23 protein-coding genes and 1 pseudogene are annotated in these 20,936 nt (G+C 72.3%); 8 read left to right on the forward strand and 16 right to left on the reverse strand.

What is annotated here, in order from left to right; genetic code table 11:
• Position 1: 1 nt before the first annotated feature.
• Genes ACZ6ZP_RS00215 through ACZ6ZP_RS00230 form a run of 4 tightly spaced genes read right to left on the reverse strand, consistent with a single transcriptional unit; the run spans position 2 to position 4,220 of the window.
• Positions 2-1,231, reverse strand: a complete 1,230-nt coding sequence (locus ACZ6ZP_RS00215; RefSeq protein WP_351162494.1) for an amidohydrolase family protein — start codon at positions 1,229-1,231, stop codon at positions 2-4.
• An 11-nt stretch (positions 1,232-1,242) separates the two neighbouring features.
• Positions 1,243-2,526: an amidohydrolase family protein gene (locus ACZ6ZP_RS00220; protein ID WP_469405080.1), complete on the reverse strand. Its 1,284-nt coding sequence runs from the start codon at positions 2,524-2,526 to the stop codon at positions 1,243-1,245.
• Between the two features lie 10 nt (positions 2,527-2,536).
• On the reverse strand, positions 2,537-3,421 hold the full coding sequence (locus ACZ6ZP_RS00225; protein WP_366463350.1) for an SDR family NAD(P)-dependent oxidoreductase: 885 nt from the start codon (positions 3,419-3,421) through the stop codon (positions 2,537-2,539).
• A gap of 1 nt (position 3,422) precedes the next feature.
• The gene (locus ACZ6ZP_RS00230) at positions 3,423-4,220 is read right to left on the reverse strand and encodes an acetoacetate decarboxylase family protein (RefSeq protein ID WP_469405081.1); all 798 of its coding nucleotides are present in this window, start codon (positions 4,218-4,220) and stop codon (positions 3,423-3,425) included.
• Between the two features lie 71 nt (positions 4,221-4,291).
• Between ACZ6ZP_RS00230 and ACZ6ZP_RS00235 the strand changes: the two genes are divergently transcribed.
• The 5 genes from ACZ6ZP_RS00235 to ACZ6ZP_RS00255 all read left to right on the forward strand — a co-directional run bounded on the left by ACZ6ZP_RS00235 (position 4,292) and on the right by ACZ6ZP_RS00255 (position 8,104).
• Positions 4,292-4,939, forward strand: a complete 648-nt coding sequence (locus ACZ6ZP_RS00235; protein WP_351161826.1) for a TetR/AcrR family transcriptional regulator — start codon at positions 4,292-4,294, stop codon at positions 4,937-4,939.
• 31 nt (positions 4,940-4,970) lie between these two features.
• Positions 4,971-5,978, forward strand: a complete 1,008-nt coding sequence (locus ACZ6ZP_RS00240; protein WP_351161828.1) for a DEDDh family exonuclease — start codon at positions 4,971-4,973, stop codon at positions 5,976-5,978.
• Between the two features lie 90 nt (positions 5,979-6,068).
• On the forward strand, positions 6,069-6,302 hold the full coding sequence (locus ACZ6ZP_RS00245; protein WP_351161830.1) for a hypothetical protein: 234 nt from the start codon (positions 6,069-6,071) through the stop codon (positions 6,300-6,302).
• 198 nt (positions 6,303-6,500) lie between these two features.
• Entirely contained in the window at positions 6,501-7,295 is a 795-nt protein-coding gene (locus ACZ6ZP_RS00250; protein ID WP_361463461.1) for an SURF1 family cytochrome oxidase biogenesis protein, read from the forward strand.
• A gap of 53 nt (positions 7,296-7,348) precedes the next feature.
• Complete coding sequence (locus tag ACZ6ZP_RS00255) at positions 7,349-8,104, forward strand: SDR family oxidoreductase (protein WP_351161834.1); 756 nt, start codon at positions 7,349-7,351, stop codon at positions 8,102-8,104.
• A 52-nt stretch (positions 8,105-8,156) separates the two neighbouring features.
• Here ACZ6ZP_RS00255 and amaP read toward each other — a convergent pair whose 3' ends face one another.
• The 5 genes from amaP to ACZ6ZP_RS00280 are packed head-to-tail and all read right to left on the reverse strand — an operon-like array spanning position 8,157 to position 10,495.
• Entirely contained in the window at positions 8,157-8,735 is a 579-nt protein-coding gene (amaP, locus tag ACZ6ZP_RS00260; protein WP_351161836.1) for an alkaline shock response membrane anchor protein AmaP, read from the reverse strand.
• 6 nt (positions 8,736-8,741) lie between these two features.
• Positions 8,742-9,428 carry a DUF6286 domain-containing protein gene (locus tag ACZ6ZP_RS00265; RefSeq protein ID WP_351161838.1) on the reverse strand — a complete coding sequence of 229 codons (687 nt, stop codon included), beginning with the start codon at positions 9,426-9,428 and terminating at the stop codon, positions 8,742-8,744.
• Positions 9,425-9,769, reverse strand: coding sequence for an Asp23/Gls24 family envelope stress response protein (locus tag ACZ6ZP_RS00270; protein ID WP_351161840.1), 345 nt, complete (start codon positions 9,767-9,769; stop codon positions 9,425-9,427). The genes ACZ6ZP_RS00265 and ACZ6ZP_RS00270 overlap by 4 nt, the downstream gene beginning before the upstream one ends.
• 3 nt (positions 9,770-9,772) lie before the next feature.
• Positions 9,773-9,961, reverse strand: a complete 189-nt coding sequence (locus tag ACZ6ZP_RS00275) for a hypothetical protein (protein WP_249590721.1) — start codon at positions 9,959-9,961, stop codon at positions 9,773-9,775.
• A 36-nt stretch (positions 9,962-9,997) separates the two neighbouring features.
• Positions 9,998-10,495 (reverse strand): Asp23/Gls24 family envelope stress response protein, encoded by a 498-nt coding sequence (locus tag ACZ6ZP_RS00280; RefSeq protein ID WP_351161842.1) that lies wholly within the window; start codon positions 10,493-10,495, stop codon positions 9,998-10,000.
• A 93-nt stretch (positions 10,496-10,588) separates the two neighbouring features.
• Between ACZ6ZP_RS00280 and ACZ6ZP_RS00285 the strand changes: the two genes are divergently transcribed.
• The gene (locus ACZ6ZP_RS00285) at positions 10,589-11,332 is read left to right on the forward strand and encodes a nucleopolyhedrovirus P10 family protein (protein WP_469405082.1); all 744 of its coding nucleotides are present in this window, start codon (positions 10,589-10,591) and stop codon (positions 11,330-11,332) included.
• 5 nt (positions 11,333-11,337) lie between these two features.
• On the opposite strand, the gene ACZ6ZP_RS00290 is transcribed toward ACZ6ZP_RS00285, so the two are convergent.
• The 4 genes from ACZ6ZP_RS00290 to ACZ6ZP_RS00305 all read right to left on the reverse strand — a co-directional run bounded on the left by ACZ6ZP_RS00290 (position 11,338) and on the right by ACZ6ZP_RS00305 (position 15,406).
• Positions 11,338-12,150, reverse strand: coding sequence for an enoyl-CoA hydratase/isomerase family protein (locus ACZ6ZP_RS00290; RefSeq protein ID WP_351161846.1), 813 nt, complete (start codon positions 12,148-12,150; stop codon positions 11,338-11,340).
• Between the two features lie 134 nt (positions 12,151-12,284).
• Entirely contained in the window at positions 12,285-12,506 is a 222-nt protein-coding gene (locus ACZ6ZP_RS00295) for a helix-turn-helix domain-containing protein (protein WP_055550175.1), read from the reverse strand.
• A 366-nt stretch (positions 12,507-12,872) separates the two neighbouring features.
• Positions 12,873-14,471 (reverse strand): ABC-F family ATP-binding cassette domain-containing protein, encoded by a 1,599-nt coding sequence (locus ACZ6ZP_RS00300; protein WP_469405083.1) that lies wholly within the window; start codon positions 14,469-14,471, stop codon positions 12,873-12,875.
• 149 nt (positions 14,472-14,620) lie between these two features.
• Positions 14,621-15,406 carry a PQQ-binding-like beta-propeller repeat protein gene (locus ACZ6ZP_RS00305; protein ID WP_361463467.1) on the reverse strand — a complete coding sequence of 262 codons (786 nt, stop codon included), beginning with the start codon at positions 15,404-15,406 and terminating at the stop codon, positions 14,621-14,623.
• A gap of 243 nt (positions 15,407-15,649) precedes the next feature.
• Between ACZ6ZP_RS00305 and ypfJ the strand changes: the two genes are divergently transcribed.
• Positions 15,650-16,540: a KPN_02809 family neutral zinc metallopeptidase gene (gene ypfJ, locus ACZ6ZP_RS00310; RefSeq protein WP_351161852.1), complete on the forward strand. Its 891-nt coding sequence runs from the start codon at positions 15,650-15,652 to the stop codon at positions 16,538-16,540.
• A gap of 18 nt (positions 16,541-16,558) precedes the next feature.
• On the opposite strand, the gene ACZ6ZP_RS00315 is transcribed toward ypfJ, so the two are convergent.
• From ACZ6ZP_RS00315 to ACZ6ZP_RS00325, 3 genes are all read right to left on the reverse strand, one after another.
• Positions 16,559-18,040: a hypothetical protein gene (locus tag ACZ6ZP_RS00315; protein WP_351161854.1), complete on the reverse strand. Its 1,482-nt coding sequence runs from the start codon at positions 18,038-18,040 to the stop codon at positions 16,559-16,561.
• Between the two features lie 88 nt (positions 18,041-18,128).
• Positions 18,129-19,265 (reverse strand): alpha/beta hydrolase family protein, encoded by a 1,137-nt coding sequence (locus ACZ6ZP_RS00320; protein ID WP_469405084.1) that lies wholly within the window; start codon positions 19,263-19,265, stop codon positions 18,129-18,131.
• Between the two features lie 92 nt (positions 19,266-19,357).
• Complete coding sequence (locus ACZ6ZP_RS00325; protein WP_361463470.1) at positions 19,358-20,026, reverse strand: class II aldolase/adducin family protein; 669 nt, start codon at positions 20,024-20,026, stop codon at positions 19,358-19,360.
• Between the two features lie 184 nt (positions 20,027-20,210).
• Here ACZ6ZP_RS00325 and ACZ6ZP_RS00330 point away from each other — a divergent pair.
• Positions 20,211-20,866 (forward strand): annotated as a pseudogene (locus tag ACZ6ZP_RS00330) (GH25 family lysozyme).
• The last annotated feature ends 70 nt before the right edge of the window (positions 20,867-20,936 follow it).

The following is a 20,936-nucleotide window of genomic DNA, read 5'->3' on the forward strand; positions in this document are numbered from 1 at the left end:
CTCACCAGACGCGTACCGACCCTCCCGGAGCGAACACCGGGCTCGTCGCGCCGACCGGCGTCTCCTTGAGGGGTTCGTCCAGTTCCTGGACCGTCGGTCCCACGCGCGCGGCGACCGCGTCGAGCCGCTCCAGGTCGAAGCCGTAGACACGGGCCGCGTTGCCGCCGACCATGGCCGCTATCTCGTCCTTCGGCAGTCCCGCGTAGGCGATGCGCAGGCCTTCGCGCGAGTACGGGTGCGTGCCTTCGTCGTGCGGGTAGTCGCTCCCCCACATGATCTTGTCGAGGCCGATCCGGTCCCGCATCCGCGCCTCGTGCGGGCGCATGAAGCTCGCGCCGACGAAGCAGTTCTCGCGCCACACCTCGGACGGTCCCTTGCCCATCGAATCGGCGAGCCCCGCCCCGAACTTCGACTCGGCGGTGTCCGCCCTCGATGCCGCGGCGACCAGGCGCCCGTGGTAGTAGTCCAGCATGTCGAGCACGCCCGGGATCCAGCCCGACCCCTGCTCGGTGAGCACGAGCCGCAGCTCCGGGTGGCGGCGGAAGGCACCGCCGAACACCAGGTGCCACAGCGCCCGGTGCGAGAACCACGTCGTCTCCACCATGAACACGGCCCGCGCGGCCGGTTCCTCGCCAAGGGGCGGCGACGCCGACCCCGCATGGTGGTTGACCGGCACCCCGCGCTCGGCGCAGGCCGCCCAGATCGGGTCGTACGTCGCCGAGTAGAGCTCCGCCAGCCCACTGCCCGGCGGTGTGCCGGGCAGCAGCAGGCCGCCCTTGAGGCCCGCGTCGGCCGCCCAGTGGATCTCCTTGACGGCCTCGTCCACGTCGTTCAGGAGGATCTGGAAGACGCCCGCCCTGCGGCCGTCGGCCGCGGCGCAGAAGTCGGCGAGCCAGCGGTTGTGGGCGCGCAGACCGGCCCAGCGCTGCTCGAACTCCTCCCGTGTGGGCGCGGGCGCCATCAGGGAGGCGGTCGGGAAGAAGGGCGGGATGGTGTTCGGGAAGACGACCTCGGCGACGATGCCGTCCTGTTCGAGCTCGGCGAGGCGGCGGTCCGAGTTCCAGTTGCGGTCGGCGGTGTCGGCGAGCAGGTCCTCGTACGGATTGACGTAGGTGGCCGCCCAGGCGTCGAACGCGTCGTGGTGGCGCGACTCCAAGTAGGGCTTGTAGTCCAGGAGATCGGCGCCCGCGTGGCAGTCCGCCGAGATGACGGTGTAGCGCTCTTCGGTCATGCGTCGTGCACTCATGCGTCCGCCCCCAGTACCGGGAAGTCGTGGTCCGTCAGCCAGTGGCGGCCCACGTCGCGCGAGCGCGCCCAGGACGCCTCGACGGCCGACTGGTCGGATTCCTGGCCGAGTTCGGCCGGTGTCGGGCCGATCCGGCGGGCCAGCGGCGCCAGCTTCTCGGTGTCGAAGCCGAACACCTCCGCCGCCGCAAGGCCCAGCATCCGGCGGGACTCCCCCACTGGGATGTCGTGGAAAGTCTTCTTCAGCCACGCGCGCGTGTCTGGCCAGGTGCCTTCGGGGTGCGGGAAATCGCTGCCCCACAGGATGTTGTCGACGCCGATCTCGTAGCGCTGGGCCAGTTCACGGCGCTTGGTGTTGGTGGCGCAGATGAAGATCTGCCGGTCCAGGTACTCGTGCGGCGCCCGCTTGAGCTCCGCGAACGGGGAGAGCTTCTTGCCGCCGTGCGCACCCAGGTAGAGGCGGTCCATGAACCACAGGAGGTTCGGCAGCCACCAGCAGCCGGACTCCGCGACACCGAACTTCAGCCCCGGATGGCGCTCGAAGACGCCCGACCAGAGCATGAACCACAGCGGGCGCGCGGGCCACCAGGTCACCTCGGAGACATAGATCCCCAAGTGGTCGCCGTACTCGTGGCGGGGCGCCGCCCCGGAGTGGGTCACCACGGGCATCGCGCACTCGGCCGCCGCCGCCCACACGGGGTCGTAACGCCGGTCGTGGTAGGGCGCCTTGTCGACCCACATGGAGGGGATCATCAGCGCGCCGAGCCCGGACTCCTTGGCCCGGTGCACCTCGGCCACGACACGGTCGACCTCCCCGGTGATGGGCAGCAGGGCCACACCGCAGTGCCGTTCGGGATGCTCGGACACGAACTCGGCGAGCCAGCGGTTGTGCGCCTGCGCGCCCGCCATGCCGAGGTCCGGGTCCTGGTCCCCGGAGAGACCGAGGCCCACCCCGAAGGGCGCGGCCGTCTGGCTGTCCACGGCGTCCGCGTCGGGAAAGACGACCTCGGCGGCCACCCCGTCGCCGTCCAGCTCCTTGAGGCGCTGCGAGGTCTCCCAACCGCCGCGCAGCCCCTCCTCGTTGTCCTGGAACCACTTGGCGGCGAACGCGTCGTTGCGGATGCCGAGCCGGGTCGCCTCCGCGCGGCGGGCGTCGCGCTCCCCCAGGAACTGGTCGAAGTCCCGGTGGAAGCGGCTGTCGAGATAGGGCCGGTACTCCTCGGTGGGCAGCCCGGCATGGCAGTCGGAGGAAATGATCAGGTAGGGATCCTGGTCGGTCATCACGTGCCCTTCAGTCCAGAATGAAGCTCTCCAAGTACGCCGGGTTGGCGCGGTCGAGCATCGACCGCGACCTGGCCTTGATCTGCCGGTCGCTGTGCTCGCTCTCCGGAAGCAGCCAGAACCGGTCGGCCGCGATCCCCTCCGCCACGAAGTCCGCGACCTGCTCGACCGGCGTGAACTCCACCGCGTGACCGGCGTCCTTCATCGCCGACTCCCACTGGTCGAGGCTGCGGTAAGGCGTCTTGCGGGGCCGGGCCTTGGCATACCGGTCGGGCCGGTTGCGGTGCGACTCCCACAGCCCCGTACGCAGCATGTGCGGACCCGGAAAGAGCACGGAAGCGCCCACGCGCGCGTGCTCCGCCTTGAGATGCGCGTACAGCGACTCCGTCATCGTCACGACGGCCGCCTTCGTGACCGCGTACACGGACGCCGTCGGCAGCGGTGCGATGCCGCCGTCACCGGAGGACGTGTTGACGACATGGCCCGGCTCGCCGCCCGCGATCATCCGGGGCACGAAGGCCTGGATGCCGTGGAAGACACCCCACACATTGACCTCGAAGGCCCACTTCCAGTCGTTCGGCTCGTGCTCCCACATGCGCCCCTCGGCGCCCGAGCCGACCCCCGCGTTGTTGCACAGCACATGGACGGCGCCGAACTTCTCGTACGCCGCTTCGGCGAGCGCGAAGACCTGCTCGCGCGAGCCGACGTCGACCACGCGCGCGTGCACGCTCGCCCCGTCCTCGCGCAGCCCGGCCGCCGCCTTCTCCAGGGCGCCCTCCTCGACGTCCGCCAGCACCACCTTCAGGCCGCCCGCCGCGAACCGCCGCGCCATGGCGAGGCCGATGCCGCTCGCCGCGCCCGTGACGACGGCGACCTGCCCCTCCCGCAGCTCCATCTCAGGCGCTCCCCTCGGGCGGGCCGTCGAGGATCTGCTGCGGGTCGTCGTAGCGCTGGTGGATGTAGGGCAGCAGCGCCTGCGCGCTGACCCGCTCGGCCACCCGGCCCTTCTGGTCGGTGGTCTTCTCGCCGATGGTGATCTCGACCACCGCGCGTACGGGGAGGTCCGCGACCGGGTCGTACATCGACTCGCGCAGGACGACGTCCCCGGTGATGCCCTCCAGCTTGCGGGCCTTCTCGTTGCGCACGCAGTGCACGAGCACCGGATCGGCTTCGAAGCCCGAACCGTCCACCGCGGGAAGGAACTTGAAGTAGAAGTCCGTCTTCTGGACCGGCTCCGGAAGCGGCAGCGCGCCACTGACCGCGCCGCGCACCTCCACGAACGCGATGCCGTGCCGGGCCAGCCACGCGCGGATCACCAGGCCGTCGCGCTCCACCTCGACCTCGCCCAGCTTCTTCGGCTCGCCGAAGACCTCACGCCCGCCGATCAGCGCCCGCTCATGGGTCATCGGCATGACCAGCGGATACCACCCCCGCACCCCGGCGTGCTCGGCGGCGACGGCCACCGAGCCCGCGCCGAGCGGATAGCCGGGCAGGTCGACCTTGCTGATGTTGGCTCGCACCAGGGGCCGGTCCGTGGGCTTGAGCGGGGGCGGCAGGACGGCCGCCACCGCGTCCGGATCGCTCTCCCAGACGGCCACCACACCGGTGGACCAGATGTCGGGCAGCTTCGAACTCGCGGTGCGCGCCGCGGCGATCTCCGCCTCGGTGCGCGCTCCGTAACGTACGCGTGCCATGTCGTACCACCCTTCGTCAGGACTACAAGAGGTCTTGCGGGCGGTTCTGTAACACAGTTACAACAGGAGGCGTGAAGAGTGAAGAGACGCGTACGCATCTGAACCGGGAGCAGGTGCTCGTCGCCGCCGCCGGGCTCGTGAAGCAGCACGGCCCGCAGGGCCTGACGATGCGCAAGCTGGCCGCCGAGCTCGGCACCGCCGTCACCTCGATCTACTGGCACGTGGGCAACCGCGAGTCGCTCCTGGACGCGCTCGTCGAACGCACCGTCGCCGACCTCCGCGAGATCCGCCCCTCCGGAACGACCCCCGCCCGGCGCATCGTCTCCGTGGCCCGCGCCCTGCGCCGGCAGCTGCGCGACCACCCGCACCTCGTCGCGATGGTGCACGAACGCGGCCTCACCGAGCGGATGTTCCTGCCCGCCCAGCAGGTCCTCGTCCACGAAGTGCACGCGGCGGGCCTGCGCGGCGCCCGCGCCGCCGACGCCGTACGCGCCGTCCAGGTCCATGTCGTGGGTCACGTCCTCGTCGAACGCAACCGCGAGCGCGCGCCGGTGCAACGGCCCGGCGAGGAGGAGCTGTGGGGCGCGCAGACGGCGGAGGAGGACCCGGCACTCGCCCGTGCGCTCGCCCGCCCGGTCGACCCGGAAGCCCTGTTCACCCTGTCGGTGAGGGCGTTGGTGTCCGGACTCCTGCACACGGGATCCGGACCGGGGACCTGACTGTCAGTCGCGGCCCGTATCCTCATGGACCATGCTCGAAGACCAGACGACCGCAGCGTCCGCAGCCACCTGGCCGGCCGCGTACCCAACGGGGTACGCGGTCGTCGACGTCGAGACCACGGGTCTCGCCCGCGACGACCGCATAGTGTCGGCTGCCGTCTACCGGGTGGACGCCCAGGGCGAGGTGGAGGACCACTGGTACACGCTGGTCAACCCCCAGCGCGACCCCGGACCCGTCTGGATCCACGGCCTCACCAGCGACCTCCTCGCCGACGCCCCGCTCTTCAAGGACATCGCCGACGAGTTCGCCGCGCGCCTCGCCGACCGCGTCCTGGTCGCGCACAACGCCGTCTTCGACTGGTCGATGATCGCCAGGGAGTACGCACGCGCGGAACTCACCGCCCCCGTGCGCCAGCGCCTGTGCACCATCGCCCTCTCCAAGGAGCTTCAGCTCCCGCTGCCCAACCACAAGCTGGAGTCGCTCGCCGCGCACTTCGGGGTCGAGCAGCGCCAGGCGCACAACGCCCTCGACGACGCACGCGTGCTCGCCGAGGCCTTCCGGCCCAGCCTCAAGGCCGCCGCGAGCGGCGGGGTGCGCCTGCCGCTCCTGGAGTGCCGCCCGCTCACCGAGTGGTCCGACGGCGCGGCCCGCATCGTCCGCCAGCCCACGGGACCGGGCTCCGCCGCCTCCTCGTACTCGTCGTACGGACCGGGGAGTTGGCGCCCCTCACGCAAGCGGCCCGCCTGCCCGTACCCCAACCCGGGGCGGTACGAAACGGGCAAACCGCTCCAGCAGGGCATGCGCGTCGCGTTCTCCGGAGACACCTCCATCGAGCGCGAGCTGCTCGAGGACCGCGCGGTCGAGGCGGGGCTGCACATCGCGACGAGCGTGTCGCGCCTGACCAGCCTGCTCGTCACGAACGATCCGGACTCGGGCACCTCCAAGACCGTCAAGGCGCGCTCCTTCGGCACGCCCGTCATCGACGAGGCGGCCTTCGGCCAGCTCCTCCAGGACGTCGCTCCGGCGGCGGAGGGCTGAGCCGCCCGGCGGACGGCAGACGGGTGATTGTCGGACCGGCGCCCGCCTGCTTGCTCGCATGCGGGCGCCGCGCGTCCCACCCTGTGGCGCATGGCACGTTGCGAGGTCTGCGGAAACGACTACGGCATGTCGTTCGAGGTGCACGCGCAAGGCGCGGTGCACGTCTTCGACTGCTTCTCCTGCGCCATTCACCGCATGGCGCCCATCTGTGAGCACTGCCGCTGCCGGATCATCGGCCAGGGCGTGGAGGCCGAGGGCAAGTGGTACTGCGGTGCGCACTGCTCCCGGGCGGAGGGGCAGGTGGGCATCGTCGACAGGGTGTGACCCGACACGTGACCGGGCATTCAGGCGATCGTTGTGCGGGGCACCGCGGCCGTCCGTTTTCCCCGCCCGTGCGGGGGTGATCCGCGGTACACCCCCCGGCGGTACAAGTCGGCTGTGTGCTCCCCGCCGCACCGGGGGCCGGCCCCCGACGGGACCCCTCCCGCCGGGGGCCGATATGCGCCGGGTAACGTCGAAGGCGTGTACCGCTTCCTGTTGTCCCGGCAGTGGGTGATCCTCACCCTCATCGGCCTCGTCCTCATCCCCACGATGATCGAGCTGGGCTTCTGGCAATTGCACCGCCACGAGCACCGCGTCGCGCAGAACGCGGAGATCGCCGAGGCGCTGGACGCCGATCCGGTGCCGGCCGAGCGGCTGACCTCGCCCGGCCACTCCGTGAAGCCCTCCGAGCGCTACCGCCGGGTGAGCGCGCACGGGACGTTCGACACCGAGCACGAGGTCGTCGTGCGGCGCCGCACGAACTCCGACGAGGAGATCGGCTTCCACGTCCTGACCCCGTTCGTCCTCGACGACGGCAAGGTCCTGCTGGTCAACCGGGGCTGGATCCCGGCGAACGGACCGCAGACCGCCTTCCCGAAGATCCCCGCGGCGCCCAAGGGCGAGATCACCGTCACCGGCCGCCTGATGGCCGACGAGACGTCCGCGCAGAGCGGCATCAAGGACGTCCAGGGGCTGCCGGACCGTCAGATCATGCTGATCAGCAGCGGGCAGCAGGCCCACAGCCTCGGCAAGGAGGTGCTCGGCGGCTACGTCGAGCTGACCTCGCCCGAGCCCTCCGGGGACGGGGGCTCCCCCCAGCTGATCGGCGAGCCCGAGCACGGCGACATCGGCCCGCACATGGCGTACGCGGTCCAGTGGTGGCTGTTCTGCACGGGCGTCCCCATCGGCTGGGTGGTCCTGGTGCGCCGGGAGGTGCGGGACCGCAGGGCCGCCGCGCAGGCTCCGGCGCCGGAGGCCACTCCCGCCGGTGTGTAGCGGTCCCCCCCCTCGCCTAAGACACCGTCGGCGCGAGGCGGCAAAATAGGGCCATGGATCTTGGACTGAAGGACCGCGTCTACGTCATCACCGGCGCCACCCGTGGCCTGGGCAACGCCGCCGCGCGCTCGCTGGTCGCGGACGGCGCGAAGGTACTGATCACCGGCCGGGACGAGAAGACGGTCGCCGAGGCGGCGGCCGAGCTCGGCGACAACGCCCGTGGCCTCGCGGCGGACAACGCCGATCCGGCCGTCGCGGGCCGGCTGATCGCCGCCGCGCGTGAGCACTTCGGCCGCTTCGACGGCGTGCTGATCAGCGTCGGTGGCCCGGCGCCCGGTTTCGTCGCCGACAACACGGACGAGCAGTGGGAGTCGGCCTTCGAGTCCGTCTTCCTCGGTGCGGTGCGGCTCGCGCGCACCGCGGCGGCGGAGCTCGGCGAGGCGGGTGTCATCGGCTTCGTGCTGTCCGCCTCCGTGCACGAGCCGATTCCGGGCCTGACCATCTCCAACGGGCTGCGGCCCGGCCTCGCGGGCTTCGCGAAGTCGCTCTCCGACGAGCTCGGCCCCCGGGGCATCCGTGTGGTGGGGCTGCTTCCGTCCCGTATCGACACCGACCGCGTGCGGCAGCTGGACGGGCTCTCCGCGGACCCCGAGGCGACCCGGGCGGGCCACGAGTCGCGGATTCCGCTGCGGCGGTACGGGACCCCGGAGGAGTTCGGGCGGACGGCGGCCTTCCTGCTCTCGCCCGCGGCTTCGTACCTGACGGGGATCATGCTGCCGGTGGACGGCGGGGCGCGGCACGGGTTCTAGCCGCGGGGTCTCCGACCGGTACGGGGCCTTACGCGGCCCCGTACCGGAGCCCTCAACTGACCCGCTCGGCCCGATGCTTCACGGCCCGCAGCTGCACCACGGCGGGCAGCCGGGCGAGCCCCGCCGAGTCCCGCGCGTGCGCCAGCGCCTCCGCGGAGAGCCGGTGCAGCGCCTCGTCGGGCATCGCGTGGGGCTCCAGGAGCAGGGACACCCGCGCGTCCGGAGCGTTGCGGCGGCCCGTCAGGGCGACCGCGGCCCGCTGTACGCCCTCCAGCGACTCCGCCTCCCCCACGAGCACGCTCTCCAGGGCCCGTCCGCGCAGCAGCGCGCCCTCGCCGTCCCCGGTCTCCACGAGCACCTCGGCCAGCCTCCGCCGCCGCAGCTGCGCCACCAGCCACCACAGGGCGAGCAGCAGACAGACCGCGAGCACGGCGATCACGGTGGGCCAGAACCAGCCCTCGTCGCGCCAGCGCGAGCGGTCCGCGTCGCTCAGCAGGACGTCACGCTTCCCGTCGTGGACCCACCACGACGGCGGCGACGCCCCGAGCCCGACCGCGAGGACCGAGCCGCCCCCGAGCACCAGCACCAGGCCGATGAGGCCGAGCACCACACGGTTGACCGTCTTCAGCATCGCCGCTCAGCCCTTCCTGCCAGGCCGTGCCACCCGGACGGAGAGCCCGGGGCCGCGGGCCAGGCCCAGGTCCCTGATGCCGTCGGCCAGCGTGGCGTCCAAGTCGCTTCGTACGTCGTCGAGTTCACGGAAGTGCGAGACCGCGTGGACGTCCACCTTGGAGCGCGTCATGCGGACCCGCACCGACTGCACGCCGGACACGTCCATCGCCCGGTCCCGCAGCACCATCGCGGCGGCGCCCCGGTGCAGCCCCGCCCGTACGTCCGCGTCCCCGCGGCGCATCGCGAGGATCGCCCGGAGGCCGGGCGTCACGGCGAGCACGAGCAGCCAGATCCCGGCGGCCGCCGCCACCCCGGCGCCGACGAGGACCGCCGTGTCGTCCAGGGGCCGCTCGGCGAGTTCGCGGGCGAGGTCGCGCCGCCAGCCCATGGCCGAGTGCCCGGCCCGCACGGCGGCGATGTCGTACAGAAGAAGCCCCGCGCCGCCGAGGAGCAGCAGCGAGAGGACGGCGGCGGGCACGCGCCGCGCCGACCAGAAGCGGGTCGCTTTGGTCTCGTCGGCCAGCGTGGGCGGCGGGTCGTAGGCCGCCGCGGAGGCCGACTGGTCGAGTTCGCTCCCGGTGCGTTCGACGACGGGCAGCGGCTGGGTGCCGCCACCGCCTCCCGCGCCCGGGGGCCCTTGAGCCTCGCTCATCGCGTCCTCCCCTGCGCCGCGGCGTGCCTGTGTGCCGAGTGCAGCCGCTCCACCTGGACGGCGACCTCGGGCACTTCCATCCCCGCCAACGCCTTTACCCGCTGGGCGACTTGGCGACGCACCGCACCGCACTGCGCGCCGATGTCCGAGGGGTAGTCCAGCTCGACGCTGATCCGCACGCGGGCGACGTCGTGGCGCACGGTGACGGTCGCGTGCGGCGGCGAGCCGTCCGCGGGCACCGCCGTCAGCGCCTCACGTGCCGCCTGGGCCGCGATCTTCGCGACGACCCGATCGGCGATCCGGGTCGCACCGCGCTCCCCGGGTGCGACCTCTGCCGCCACGGCTCACCGCCGCCGGTCGTCGCCACGGGTACGGAAGAAGTCGCCGAGCTCCAGGTCCCCCTCGAGGAACCGGCCCGCGACAAACCCTATGGCGCCGAGGGCTGCCACCAGCAGAAACGCTCCGAACCCGCCGAAGTACCCGGCGAAGCCGAGTGCCATTCCGGCCACCATGCCGATCACGGCCATGCTCATCGTGCGCTCCTTGAGTTCGCGCTCCCAGCGACAGGGTTACTGCAGGCGGCCTTGCGGCTCATCGTCTTCCTCGTCCGGGAGCTTCACATCGCTGACCGCGATGTTGACCTCGACGACTTCGAGCCCGGTCATGCGCTCGACCGCACCGATGACGTTCTCGCGCACGTCGCGCGTGACGTCGGCGATCGAGACGCCGTACTCGACGACGATCTCCAGGTCGAGTGCCGTCTGCACCTCGCCGACCTCGGCCTTCACGCCGCGCGACACGGACTTGGAGCCGGATCCGCCCGGCACCCGGTCGCGTACGGCCCCGAAGGTCCTGGCGAGCCCGCCGCCCATCGCGTGCACGCCGTCGACGTCGCGGGCCGCGAGCCCCGCGATCTTCTCGACCACGCCGTCCGCGATGGTGGTGCGCCCCCGGGTGGCGGGGTCGCCGCCGCCCCTCTTGGTCGTACTGCTCTTCCCCAGCGCCTCGTCCGGGGACTCCTTCGCGAGGGTCTCCTGAGGCCGGTTCCGCTGTCCGGTGTCGGTCATCGCCGTGTGTCCCTTTCGAAAGGGGATCTACTCCTTCGCCCACACTAAGTGCGGTTCCGTCCGCGCGCGCCAGGGATGCGGCAGGCTGGGGCAATGACCGGTGACGGATGGACTGAGGCGGTACGGCGACAGCTCGGCCTGGGCCGGGTTCTCCCCCTGGGAGGCCCGGGTGACGGCTCCTGGCTGACGGAGGCGTGTGCGAACGAAGTACTGCGCCATGCGGCGGAACGGGTGAGCGGCGTACGGCTCGGCGGCCTGCGGGTGGCGCTGGCCGATCCGTCGAAGGCGTACGCGTCCTCCGTGCCGTCACCGCCGAGCGCGCTGCCGCCGGGCCCGCTGCGGATCACGGCGGAGTTCGCCGCCGAGCCCACCGAGCCGCTTCCCGCGGCGGCGGCCCGGCTCCGGGCGGCGCTGTTCGCGGCGGCCGGCGAGCGGCTCGGCCTGGTGGTCGAGGAGGTGGATCTCAGCGTGACGACGCTGCTGGACGCGGGGCAGCCTCCCGGCGAGGTGCCCGTGGACCCGGTGGACAAGGAGGCGCTGCAGGACGGGGCGCAGGCGGCGCCGGGCAGCGGGGACGAGGCCCGCGCGGCGAGCGCCGCCCTGGAGGTGCCCGGCGTACGGCGGCTGACGGGCGCCCTTGGCGGCTTCGGCCGGGCCGTTCACCTCGACGAGCCGCCGGCGACGGGCACCGCCCTGCCGCGGCGCCACGCGCGCGTGGAGCTGGCGACGGACCGCGAGCACCGCGCTCTCGACGTGGCGCTCGCGGTCCGCACGGCGGTCGGTGACGCTCTGGCGGACCACCCAACGGTTGCCGTCCTGGTCACCGGGGTGGAGTGACGGCGTCAGTCGCCGAGCCCCGCCAGGTCCCGCAGGCGTCGTCCCTGCGCGGCGCGCTCGGCGGTGCGCTGCTCCTCGTACGTACGGCCGACGACGCCCTGGAGCAGTGCCTTGGTCTCGATGACCGCGTCGCGCGGCGCGGCCAGGAGCGCGGCGGTCAGGTCGTTCACGGACGCGTCGAGCTGGTCCGCGGGCACGACGAGGTTGGCCAGGCCCACCCGCTCGGCCTCGGGCGCGTGGACGAACCGCCCGGTGGCGCAGATCTCCAGCGCGCGGGCGTAGCCGACAAGTCCCACGAGGGGGTGCGTGCCGGTGAGGTCGGGCACCAGGCCCAGGCTGGTCTCGCGCATGGCGAACTGCACGTCGTCGGCGACGATCCGCAGGTCACAGGCGAGCGCGAGCTGGAAGCCCGCACCGATGGCATGCCCCTGCACGGCGGCGACGGACACGATGTCGCTGCGCCGCCACCAGGTGAAAGCCTCCTGGTACTCGGCGATCGTCGCGTCGAGGACGCCGTCGTCACCGCGCGCCAGATCGATGAATGACGGCTCACCGTCGAAGCCCTCGGGCGTGAACGCCTGGCGGTCGAGGCCCGCGGAGAAGGACTTGCCCTCACCGCGGAGCACGACGACACGGACACTGCCCGGCAACATCTGGCCTGCCTCGGCCAACGCCCTCCACAGCGCGGGAGATTGGGCGTTGCGCTTGGCCGGGTTGGCCAGCGTCACCGTGGCGACGGCCTCGTCGACAGTCAGGCGTACGCCGTCCTTGTCGAGTACCGGTGCGGATCCGCCGAGTTCACTGCCGGGCGAAACCATGGGGGCCTCCGATGGTGGTGTGCGGTCGGTCCGGACGCACGTTCGCGTCCGTAAGTGACTGCACAGTAACCACCCGGTCGATCAGTCGATCGACCGGGTGGCCACCGTCGGAGCCGGTGAACCGCCCGCAGCCGTCAGCCGGCTGCGGCCTTCTTGCCTCGCGTCGCCCCGCCGCGTCCCCGCAGCGTGACTCCGGACTCACTGAGCATCCGGTGCACAAAGCCGTACGAACGGCCGGTCTCCTCGGCCAACGCCCGGATGCTCGCACCGCCGTCGTACTTCTTCTTCAGGTCTGCCGCGAGCTTGTCGCGCGCGGCGCCGGTTACCCGGCTGCCCTTCTTCAGAGTCTCGGCCACCCGTGCCTCCTCATGGGAAGTGCGCTCTGGACTTCTCATGATCACCCCTCCCGGGCTTCCTGGCCACCCATTCGGCAAGGTCGGTACGACGAGCTTTCCCGTCGGGGACGGCGGAACCACGAGCGGAATTAACGATTCCGCGCATCGAATTCCGTACGGCCGAATGGGTTGTGGGCCGAAGTGCCAGGTCAGCGCGGTGCAGGGGGAGAGCCCCGGAGGACACCCCTGCGACCTGGGAAATCCGTGTATCCCACACTTCGGTACGAGGAGACCTCACACAGATGAAGGATCACGGATCGGCCGAATGATCCATACGCAGTGGATCAGTTATTCGATCAACCAAGGTGGACACCCCGGAAACCCGGATCAGGCGAGCGCGACCAGATCCGCGTAGTCCTGGCCCCACAGGTCCTCGACGCCGTCGGGCAGCAGGATGATCCGCTCCGGCTGGAGCGCCTCCACCGCGCCCTCGTCGTGCGTGACGAGGACGACCGCGCCCTTGTAGGTGCGAAGGGCGCCGAGGATCTCCTCGCGGCTCGCCGGGTCGAGGTTGTTCGTGGGCTCGTCGAGGAGCAGCACGTTGGCGGAGGAGACCACCAGGGTGGCCAGGGCCAGACGGGTCTTCTCGCCGCCGGACAGGACGCCCGCCGGCTTGTCGACGTCGTCTCCGGAGAAGAGGAACGAACCGAGCGTCTTGCGCACCGCCACCAGGTCGAGGTCGGGGGCGGCCGAGCGCATGTTCTCCAGGACCGTGCGCTCCGGGTCGAGGGTCTCGTGCTCCTGGGCGTAGTAGCCGAGCTTGAGGCCGTGGCCCTCGATGACCTGCCCGGTGTCGGGCTTCTCGGCGCCGCCGAGGAGCCGCAGGAGCGTGGTCTTGCCCGCGCCGTTGAGGCCCAGGATGACCACGCGTGAGCCCTTGTCGATGGCGAGGTCGACGTCCGTGAAGATCTCGAGGGAGCCGTACGACTTCGAGAGTCCCTCGGCCATCAGCGGGGTCTTGCCGCAGGGCGAGGGGTCCGGGAAGCTCAGCTTGGCGACCTTGTCGCTCTGGCGTACCTCGTCGAGGCCCGCGAGGAGCTTGTCGGCCCGCTTGGCCATGTTCTGCGCGGCGACCGTCTTGGTGGCCTTGGCGCGCATCTTGTCGGCCTGCGAGTGGAGCTGGCTGGCCTTCTTCTCGGCGTTCTGGCGCTCGCGCTTGCGGCGCTTCTCGTCGGACTCGCGCTGCTGCTGGTAGAGCCGCCAGCCCATGTTGTAGACGTCGATCTGGGCGCGGTTGGCGTCCAGGTAGAAGACCTTGTTGACGACCGTCTCGACCAGTTCGACGTCGTGGGAGATCACGATGAAGCCGCCGCGGTAGGACTTGAGGTAGTCCCTGAGCCAGACGATGGAGTCGGCGTCGAGGTGGTTGGTCGGCTCGTCGAGGAGCAGGGTGTCGGCGTCCGAGAAGAGGATGCGGGCCAGCTCGACGCGGCGGCGCTGGCCACCGGAGAGCGTGTGCAGGGGCTGGCCGAGCACGCGGTCGGGGAGGCTGAGCGCGGCGGCGATGGTGGAGGCCTCGGCCTCGGCGGCGTACCCGCCCTTGGTGAGGAACTCCGTCTCCTGGCGCTCGTACTGCTTCATCGCCTTGTCGCGGGTGCCGCCCGAGCCGTTGGCGATGCGCTGTTCGTTCTCGCGCATCTTGCGGATCAGGGTGTCGAGCCCGCGGGCGGAGAGGATGCGGTCGCGGGCGAGCACGTCCAGGTCGCCGGTGCGCGGGTCCTGCGGGAGGTAGCCGACCTCCCCGGAGCGGCTGATGGTGCCGCCGGCCGGGATGCCCTCACCGGCGAGGCACTTGGTGAGCGTGGTCTTGCCCGCTCCGTTGCGGCCCACCAGGCCGATGCGGTCGCCCTTGGCGATACGGAAGGAAGCGTTCTCGATGAGGATGCGGGCGCCGGCGCGCAGCTCGATGCCGGAAGCGGTGATCACGGACAGACTCCTGGGCAAGGGTGGGTATGGACGGCGGAAGGACAACAAGGTGGTGCCGCGCGCAGCGCGCCGTTGCAAGGGCGGTGGCGGGCTGGCGGGCGGGCGATCACGCCGTCTAATGCACGAGGAGAATGGCCATGCGGCCAATTCTAACGGGGCCGTGCAACCTCATTTTCTGCCCGGGGTGGTACGCCGTCGGCGGCGCCGCCCGGCAGCTCGTTGCCCAGGGGTGTTCGCCCGGGCACGATCCGGCCGAGGTCGTCCACCGCGATCAGCTGCGCGGTCCAGGACGTCGCGGCGTCGCGGCAGGGCTGGGCGATCATCAGGGCGGTGCCCCGGCGCACGGAACGGGCGGGCTCGAAGGCGCAGCCGGGGCGGGCCGGCAGCACCCAGCGCAGGTCGCCGTCGGCGGTGCGGTAGGCGGCCACGCGGTGCGGCGTGACGACGGCGAGCATGCGGCCGCGGGGGTCGAGCGGCTGGAGGACTCCGGCGGCGCCGCGGGCGGCGGGAGAGCGCAGCCAGGGGGCGCCGCCGGGGATGGCGCGGTGCCAGCGGACGGCGCTGCCGTCCGCGCGTGCGGTGTCGGTGACCAGACCGTCGCTCCAGAGCGCGACGGCGTGCCCGGGGGCGGGCAGCACGGCGAGCGGACGGGCTCCCTCGCGGCTGTAGGTCCAGCGCGGGCGGCCTGTCGCCGGGTCGTACGCCTCGACCGCGCGGCCCGTGGTCCGCAGCTCGGGGGCCACCGCGCCGTCGGCCACGCGCGCGTGGACGGTGACGTGGTCTCCGTAGGGGGCCGGTCGCGAGTGGTGGGCGGCGGTGACGAGCGGCAGGGCGAGGAGGCCGATGACCACCGGGAGCGCGAGCCGGGAGCGGCGGCGGGCGGGCGCCCGTCTCACGGGCCCGGCTGCGGTCACCTCGAACGGCACTACGGACACGACGCCCCCTCTGCGGCATCTCTGCCGGTACCTCTGCCCACGGAACAGGCGCAGAGCGTAGCGGCGGCGTCGGCCCGCGGCCCCGGGCGGCGGCCGCGACACGAGGCGCCGTTCGGCGGGGTCCCCCGTTCGGACCCCCGTCCGGCGCCGCGCGGGATGGGGCATACCAGGATGAAGGCGCCGACATCTCGGCACAGGGCGGTGCGACGCCGCCCCGGACGCGAGGCAGAGGGTGGTGCGCCCATGCAGTTCGACGACGACGCCGATCTGGACACGTCCGAGGTACAGGATGTGCGGGGCAGCCGGGTTCCCGGCGGCAAGGCGACGATCGGCGGCGGCGTCGCGGGGCTGATCGCGCTGCTCCTGGGGCTGTTCTTCGGGGTCGGCCCGGACCAGCTCGGCCTCTCGTCGGGCGACGAGGAGCCCGCCGCCACCTCCTCGTCCCTGGCGCAGGTGCAGCAGACCTGCCGTACGGGGCAGGACGCGAACACCAAGGAGGACTGCCGCATCGTGGCGGTGGTCAACAGCGTGCAGGACTACTGGCGCGCGGAGTTCCGGCGCAGGCAGGCGAGCTACTCCCCCGCGTCGACGGTCCTGTTCACCAGCCGGGTGGGCACGGCGTGCGGCGCCGCGACGTCGGCGGTCGGCCCGTTCTACTGCCCCGGTGACCGGAAGGTCTATCTGGACCTGGGCTTCTTCGAGGAGCTGCGGACGAAGTTCGGCTCCAGCGGCGGCCCCTTCGCGCAGGCGTACGTGGTGGCGCACGAGTACGGGCACCACGTGCAGAACCTGATGGGGACGCTGGAGCGCTCCCAGGACGGGCGTACGGGGCAGAACAGCAACGCCGTGAAGGTCGAACTGCAGGCCGACTGCTACGCGGGCGTGTGGGCGCGGCACGCGACCCGCACCCCCGACGACAAGACGGGCAAGCCGCTGATCACCAGCCTGAACGACGCGGACATCCGCGAGGGCCTGGACGCGGCGGCCGCGGTGGGCGACGACCGCATCCAGGAGAAGTTCCAGGGCCGGGTCACCCCCGAGTCCTGGACGCACGGCTCGGCCGAGCAGCGCCAGCAGTGGTTCTACCAGGGCTACCGCACCGGTGACATGGGGCAGTGCAACACCTTCCGGTGAGCCGCACGCCCGGGTGACTCAGACGCCGCCGGTGTGCACCTGGAAGGCCGCCCGCCGCACGGCCTTGGCCAGCGCCGGGTCCGGGTGGGCCGCCGCGAGGGCGACCAGGACCTGGACGGTGCGGGGGTGGCCGATGCGGCGGATCTCGTCCAGGAGCGCGGGCACCGTGGGCTGCACCGCGGACTCCAGGTGCCGTACGAGGAGGTGGATCTCCCCGTGGTCGGCGACGGCCGCGGCGGTGTCGACCCACAGCCACGTCGACTCGTCCCGCGTCAGGACCAGGTGGACGTCCTCGGGGTCCGCGCCCTCCTGCTCGGCCAGCCAGATGAGGGCGTAGGGCCGCAGCGAGGTCTCGTCCACGACGGACCGCACCTCGGCCTCGGCCGGGGAGCCGACCACCCGCAGGGCCTCGAAGGCGAGGCCGCGCAGGAGGGCGTCCTCGCCGCGGGCGGCGTCCAGGAGCTCGGTGACGGCGCTGCCGACGGGGCGGGCGGCGAGCCAGGCGCGGTACTCGGAGCGGGCGGCGTTCGGGCGCAGGCGCGCGCAGCCGCGGAGCATGTCCTCGGCGGACTGCTCGATGTTGCCCGCCGGGCTCTGCGCGGCGACGCAGATCTGCTCGAGCTTGACCCAGACCGCCCAGGAGCCGAGCGGCGTGAGGGTGGCCTGTCCGTCCGCGTACGTCAGCGCGCCGACGGCGGCGAGGCCGCGCAGCGCCCAGTCGAGGAGGGTGGGCAGGGCCGGGGTGTCGGCGGGGTCGACCGGTTCGGGCTGCGGGCCGTAGGGGATCTCGCAGCGTTCCGTGCGCAGTTCGGTGACGCGCTGGTCGAGGAGGTCCAGGAGCTGGGGCACGGGGACGGGGCCCGCGGAGAGCTGCAGCAGGGTGAGGAGCTGCGGCATGGCCTCGACGGTCTCGGCCACGGTGGCGGGGGCCAGTTCGCGCGATGCCGCGTGCGTGAGCGACCAGGCGTCGAAGAGCGCGACCCAGCCGCGCAGGACGGCGGCGTCGTCACGGTCCCAGGCGCGCAGCCGCCAGCCGGGGCGCGCGATGTCGCCGTGCACCTCGATGAGGCCGGCCAGGCGTGCGGTGTCCCAGTCGGCGCGGACCTGATCCGGGGTCAGTCCGAGTTCCGCGGCGGCCCGTTCGGCGGTGGCGGCGGAGAGGGTGCCCTGGGTGCCGCCGGCTGCGTCGGCCGCCCCTTTGGCCGCCGGGCCGTCGGGCGCTCCCTTGCGGCCGCGCCCGGGGCGCAGGGTGGTGTCGGCCCAGCGGGCCACTCGTACGGCGTCGGCCAGGCCTTTGCGCGCCATTCGGGCGAGTTCGCCGGGGGCGGGTGTGCCCTCGGGGGGCCGGGGCGCGGGGCGGCGTGAGCGCGCTTGTGTCACTGCGCCGGGGGCGGTCAGGGGTCGCGCTGTGCCGCGCTCCGCCCCCGCTCGCCTCTCGGCCCTGGGGGACTGAGCGCGGACGAGTCGGAGCCTTGAGTCGCGCGGGATACGGGACGTCACGGGAGCAGTCTTCCTGTTGACGGTCCGAAAACCCAAACGGAATGCCTTGGTGACGCTCTGCAACGCTCGGTCGAGGGGGTTGCGCTCGCTACATCAGAGGCGTGAGGAAGCGCCGCAGGGCCTCTTCGTAGCCCGTCGGGTCGGCGTTCCACATGGCTCCGTGGGGCGCATCCGGAACGGTGTGCAGAGTGACCAGTTCCGGGCGCCGCGCGGCCAGTTGACGGGAGAGCGCCCAGGGCGCGATCACGTCGTCGGGGCCGTGGAAGAGGAGCGTGGGGACCTTGAGCACCTCGGGGTGGGCGGCCTCCAGGATGCGGTCGCCGCGCAGGCCCGTGCGGCCCTGGGCGGCGCGCACCGCGAGCGGCAGGAGCGGGCCCGGCGTGCGCCGGGCCGCGGCGAGCGCGCGCAGGGTGGTCTCCCAGTTGAGCACCGGGGAATCGAGGACGAGTCCGCTGATCCGGTCGCGCAGGGCCGAGTACGCGGCGGCGTGCAGGGCCATGGCGGCGCCGGTGGACCAGCCGTGCAGGATCACGTTCTCGGCGCCGTAGCGCACGGCGTAGCGGATGGCGGCGTCCAGGTCGCGCCACTCGGTCTCGCCGAGGTGGCCCAGGCCGTCCGGGGAGCGGGGCGCGCCGACGTCGCCGCGGTAGGCGAGGTCGAGGACCGGGAACTGCTGGCGGTGCAGGAAGTCCATGACGACCATGGGGTGCTCGCGGGTCGTGCCGAGGCCGTGCACGGTGATCACCCAGGTGTCGCGGACGCCCGGTACGAACCAGGCGGGCAGGCCGCCGGGTTCGCCGGGGACGTCGATGTCCGCGTGGTCGATGCCCAGTGCGGCGTGCGGGTCGCCGATGTGGACCTGCGGGGTGAGCCAGACCTTGTCGCCGGGGTCCAGGGAGCCGTGCGTGACGCGCTCCAGGCGGCGTACGACGGTGTCCGCCGCGTGCGGGGCGGTGTCGAGGACGGGGCCGATCACCGCGTGGCTGCCGTTGCCGCTGAGGCCGTACGTGCCGGGGCGCAGGCTGGCGAGGGCGCGGGTCAGGGTGATCTGGCCGGCGGCCGTGGAGTGGACCGTGAGGCGCGGCTCGGTGGGCAGCGGGCGGCCCGCGGGTGCCTTCAGGGCGGCGTTGCTGGCGAACCGGCCCGCGGCGACGGCGGCTGCGCCGCCCAGGAGGGCGGTGGTGACGGCGGTGACGGCCGTTGCCGTCGCTTTGGCTGGGCGCACCTGCCCAGTGTCCGGCCCGGGGGGTGCCAGGGCCAGTGGGCGGGGCTCCCGGAGTGATGCGAAGTGATGTCGGCCGCCGGACGCGCGCGCCCTCAGCGCTGCCCGTAGCCCCGCAGTCTGTCCTCCGCTTCCCTCAGCTGGCCCGCGGACAGGAGCGTCGGGGCGTGACCCGGGATCGCGCTGGCCGTCAGCCACAGGCGGGACATCCACTCCAGCTGCGCCGTGCGGTCGTACGCCTGGTCCAGGGTGTCTCCGTAGGTGATGGTTCCGTGGTTCTGGAGCAGGCAGCCCGTGCGGTCCCTGAGCGCCCGGAGCATGTTCTCGGCCAACTCCTCGGAGCCGTAGGGCGCGTACCGGGCGACCCGGGCCGGGCCGCCGAGGGCGGCCGCCATGTAGTGGATGGGCGGGAGCTCGGGGACGAGGGTGGAGACGGCGGTGGCGTGCACCGCGTGGGTGTGGACCACGGCTTTGGCGTACGTGGTGCGGTAGACCGCCAGGTGCATGGGCAGTTCGCTGGTGGGGGCGAGATCGCCGAAGAGCTGGTTGCCGTCCACGTCGACACCGACCGCGTCCCGCGGCCCCAGCCGGTCGTACGGCACGCCGCTGGGGGTGACCAGGATCGTGCCGCCGACGCGCACCGAGACGTTGCCCGACGTGCCGACCACCAGGCCGTCCGCCACCGTTCTGCGGGCCGCCGCCACCAGCTCGTCCCACGCCCGCTCCATCGCGTCCTGCCGGTCGTCGCCCTGCTGCTCCGTCATGCCGTGATCCTGCCAGCCGCCGGGCCGCGCCACCGTAGTGCGGAGCCCAGAAGTCCGTAAGAGCACGCATCGGCACAAAACACCCTTTGCCACTGATTGGCTTGGCCGGTGGTCGACCGACATTGAATGATCTTCCAGTACCATCTGGGGGTTTTGTCCCATACGTCGTCATCCGGGGGGAAATATGGCTCGTGACCACAAACCGTCCCGCCACCGCGCCCGCGTCATCGCGGCCTCGGTGGCGACTCTGGCCCTCGGGGGGACCACCCTCGCCGAGATTCCGGTTTCGGCGGCGGGCAAGGCGAGAGGGCACGACGTCTCGTCGCACCAGAAGAACGTCGACTGGCGGAAGGCGAAGAGCAAGGGCGCACGCTTCGTCACTTCGCCGTGCCGAGCAAGTCGTCGGGCAAGAAGTCGGGCAAGAAGCAGGCCGCGTACTTCATGAGGCACGGTGGACGGTGGCGGGCGGACGGCATGACACTGCCGCCGGCCCTGGACATCGAGCACAATCCGTACAGCCGCCGGAAGTGCTACGGCATGAGCAGGACCGGCATGGTCAACTGGATCAAGTCCTTCAGCGACGAGGTGAAGCGGCGGACGGGGCGGCGCCCCGTGATCTACACGACCACCAAGTGGTGGAACACCTGCACGGGCGGCAGCCGGGCCTACGGCGCGCATCACCCGCTGTGGCTGGCACGCTGGTCGTCGACGTCGGGAGCGCTGCCCAAGGGCTGGTCGCACCTGACCATCCGGCAGTACGACAACGGCGGCAGACTGCCGGGTGACCAGAATCTCTTCAACGGCTCGCCGAACCAGTTGAAGAGGTTCGCCCGGGGGTAGCCCAGACACCCTCGGAAGCCCGGATTCCGGGCCTCGCACCGCCACTCCGGCCGATCCCCGGCAGGACCCC

The organism is Streptomyces sp. NPDC054047 (assembly GCF_055585065.1).

Coding starts and splice junctions, on each gene's coding strand:
- ACZ6ZP_RS00215 (WP_351162494.1), bottom strand. CDS start 1,231: ATGACCGAAGAGCGCTACACCGTCATCTCGGCGGACTGCCACGCGGGC.
- ACZ6ZP_RS00220 (WP_469405080.1), bottom strand. CDS start 2,526: ATGACCGACCAGGATCCCTACCTGATCATTTCCTCCGACTGCCATGCC.
- ACZ6ZP_RS00225 (WP_366463350.1), bottom strand. CDS start 3,421: ATGGAGCTGCGGGAGGGGCAGGTCGCCGTCGTCACGGGCGCGGCGAGC.
- ACZ6ZP_RS00230 (WP_469405081.1), bottom strand. CDS start 4,220: ATGGCACGCGTACGTTACGGAGCGCGCACCGAGGCGGAGATCGCCGCG.
- ACZ6ZP_RS00240 (WP_351161828.1), top strand. CDS start 4,971: ATGCTCGAAGACCAGACGACCGCAGCGTCCGCAGCCACCTGGCCGGCC.
- ACZ6ZP_RS00245 (WP_351161830.1), top strand. CDS start 6,069: ATGGCACGTTGCGAGGTCTGCGGAAACGACTACGGCATGTCGTTCGAG.
- ACZ6ZP_RS00255 (WP_351161834.1), top strand. CDS start 7,349: ATGGATCTTGGACTGAAGGACCGCGTCTACGTCATCACCGGCGCCACC.
- amaP (WP_351161836.1), bottom strand. CDS start 8,735: ATGCTGAAGACGGTCAACCGTGTGGTGCTCGGCCTCATCGGCCTGGTG.
- ACZ6ZP_RS00265 (WP_351161838.1), bottom strand. CDS start 9,428: ATGAGCGAGGCTCAAGGGCCCCCGGGCGCGGGAGGCGGTGGCGGCACC.
- ACZ6ZP_RS00275 (WP_249590721.1), bottom strand. CDS start 9,961: ATGAGCATGGCCGTGATCGGCATGGTGGCCGGAATGGCACTCGGCTTC.
- ACZ6ZP_RS00280 (WP_351161842.1), bottom strand. CDS start 10,495: ATGACCGACACCGGACAGCGGAACCGGCCTCAGGAGACCCTCGCGAAG.
- ACZ6ZP_RS00285 (WP_469405082.1), top strand. CDS start 10,589: ATGACCGGTGACGGATGGACTGAGGCGGTACGGCGACAGCTCGGCCTG.
- ACZ6ZP_RS00290 (WP_351161846.1), bottom strand. CDS start 12,150: ATGGTTTCGCCCGGCAGTGAACTCGGCGGATCCGCACCGGTACTCGAC.
- ypfJ (WP_351161852.1), top strand. CDS start 15,650: ATGCAGTTCGACGACGACGCCGATCTGGACACGTCCGAGGTACAGGAT.
- ACZ6ZP_RS00325 (WP_361463470.1), bottom strand. CDS start 20,026: ATGACGGAGCAGCAGGGCGACGACCGGCAGGACGCGATGGAGCGGGCG.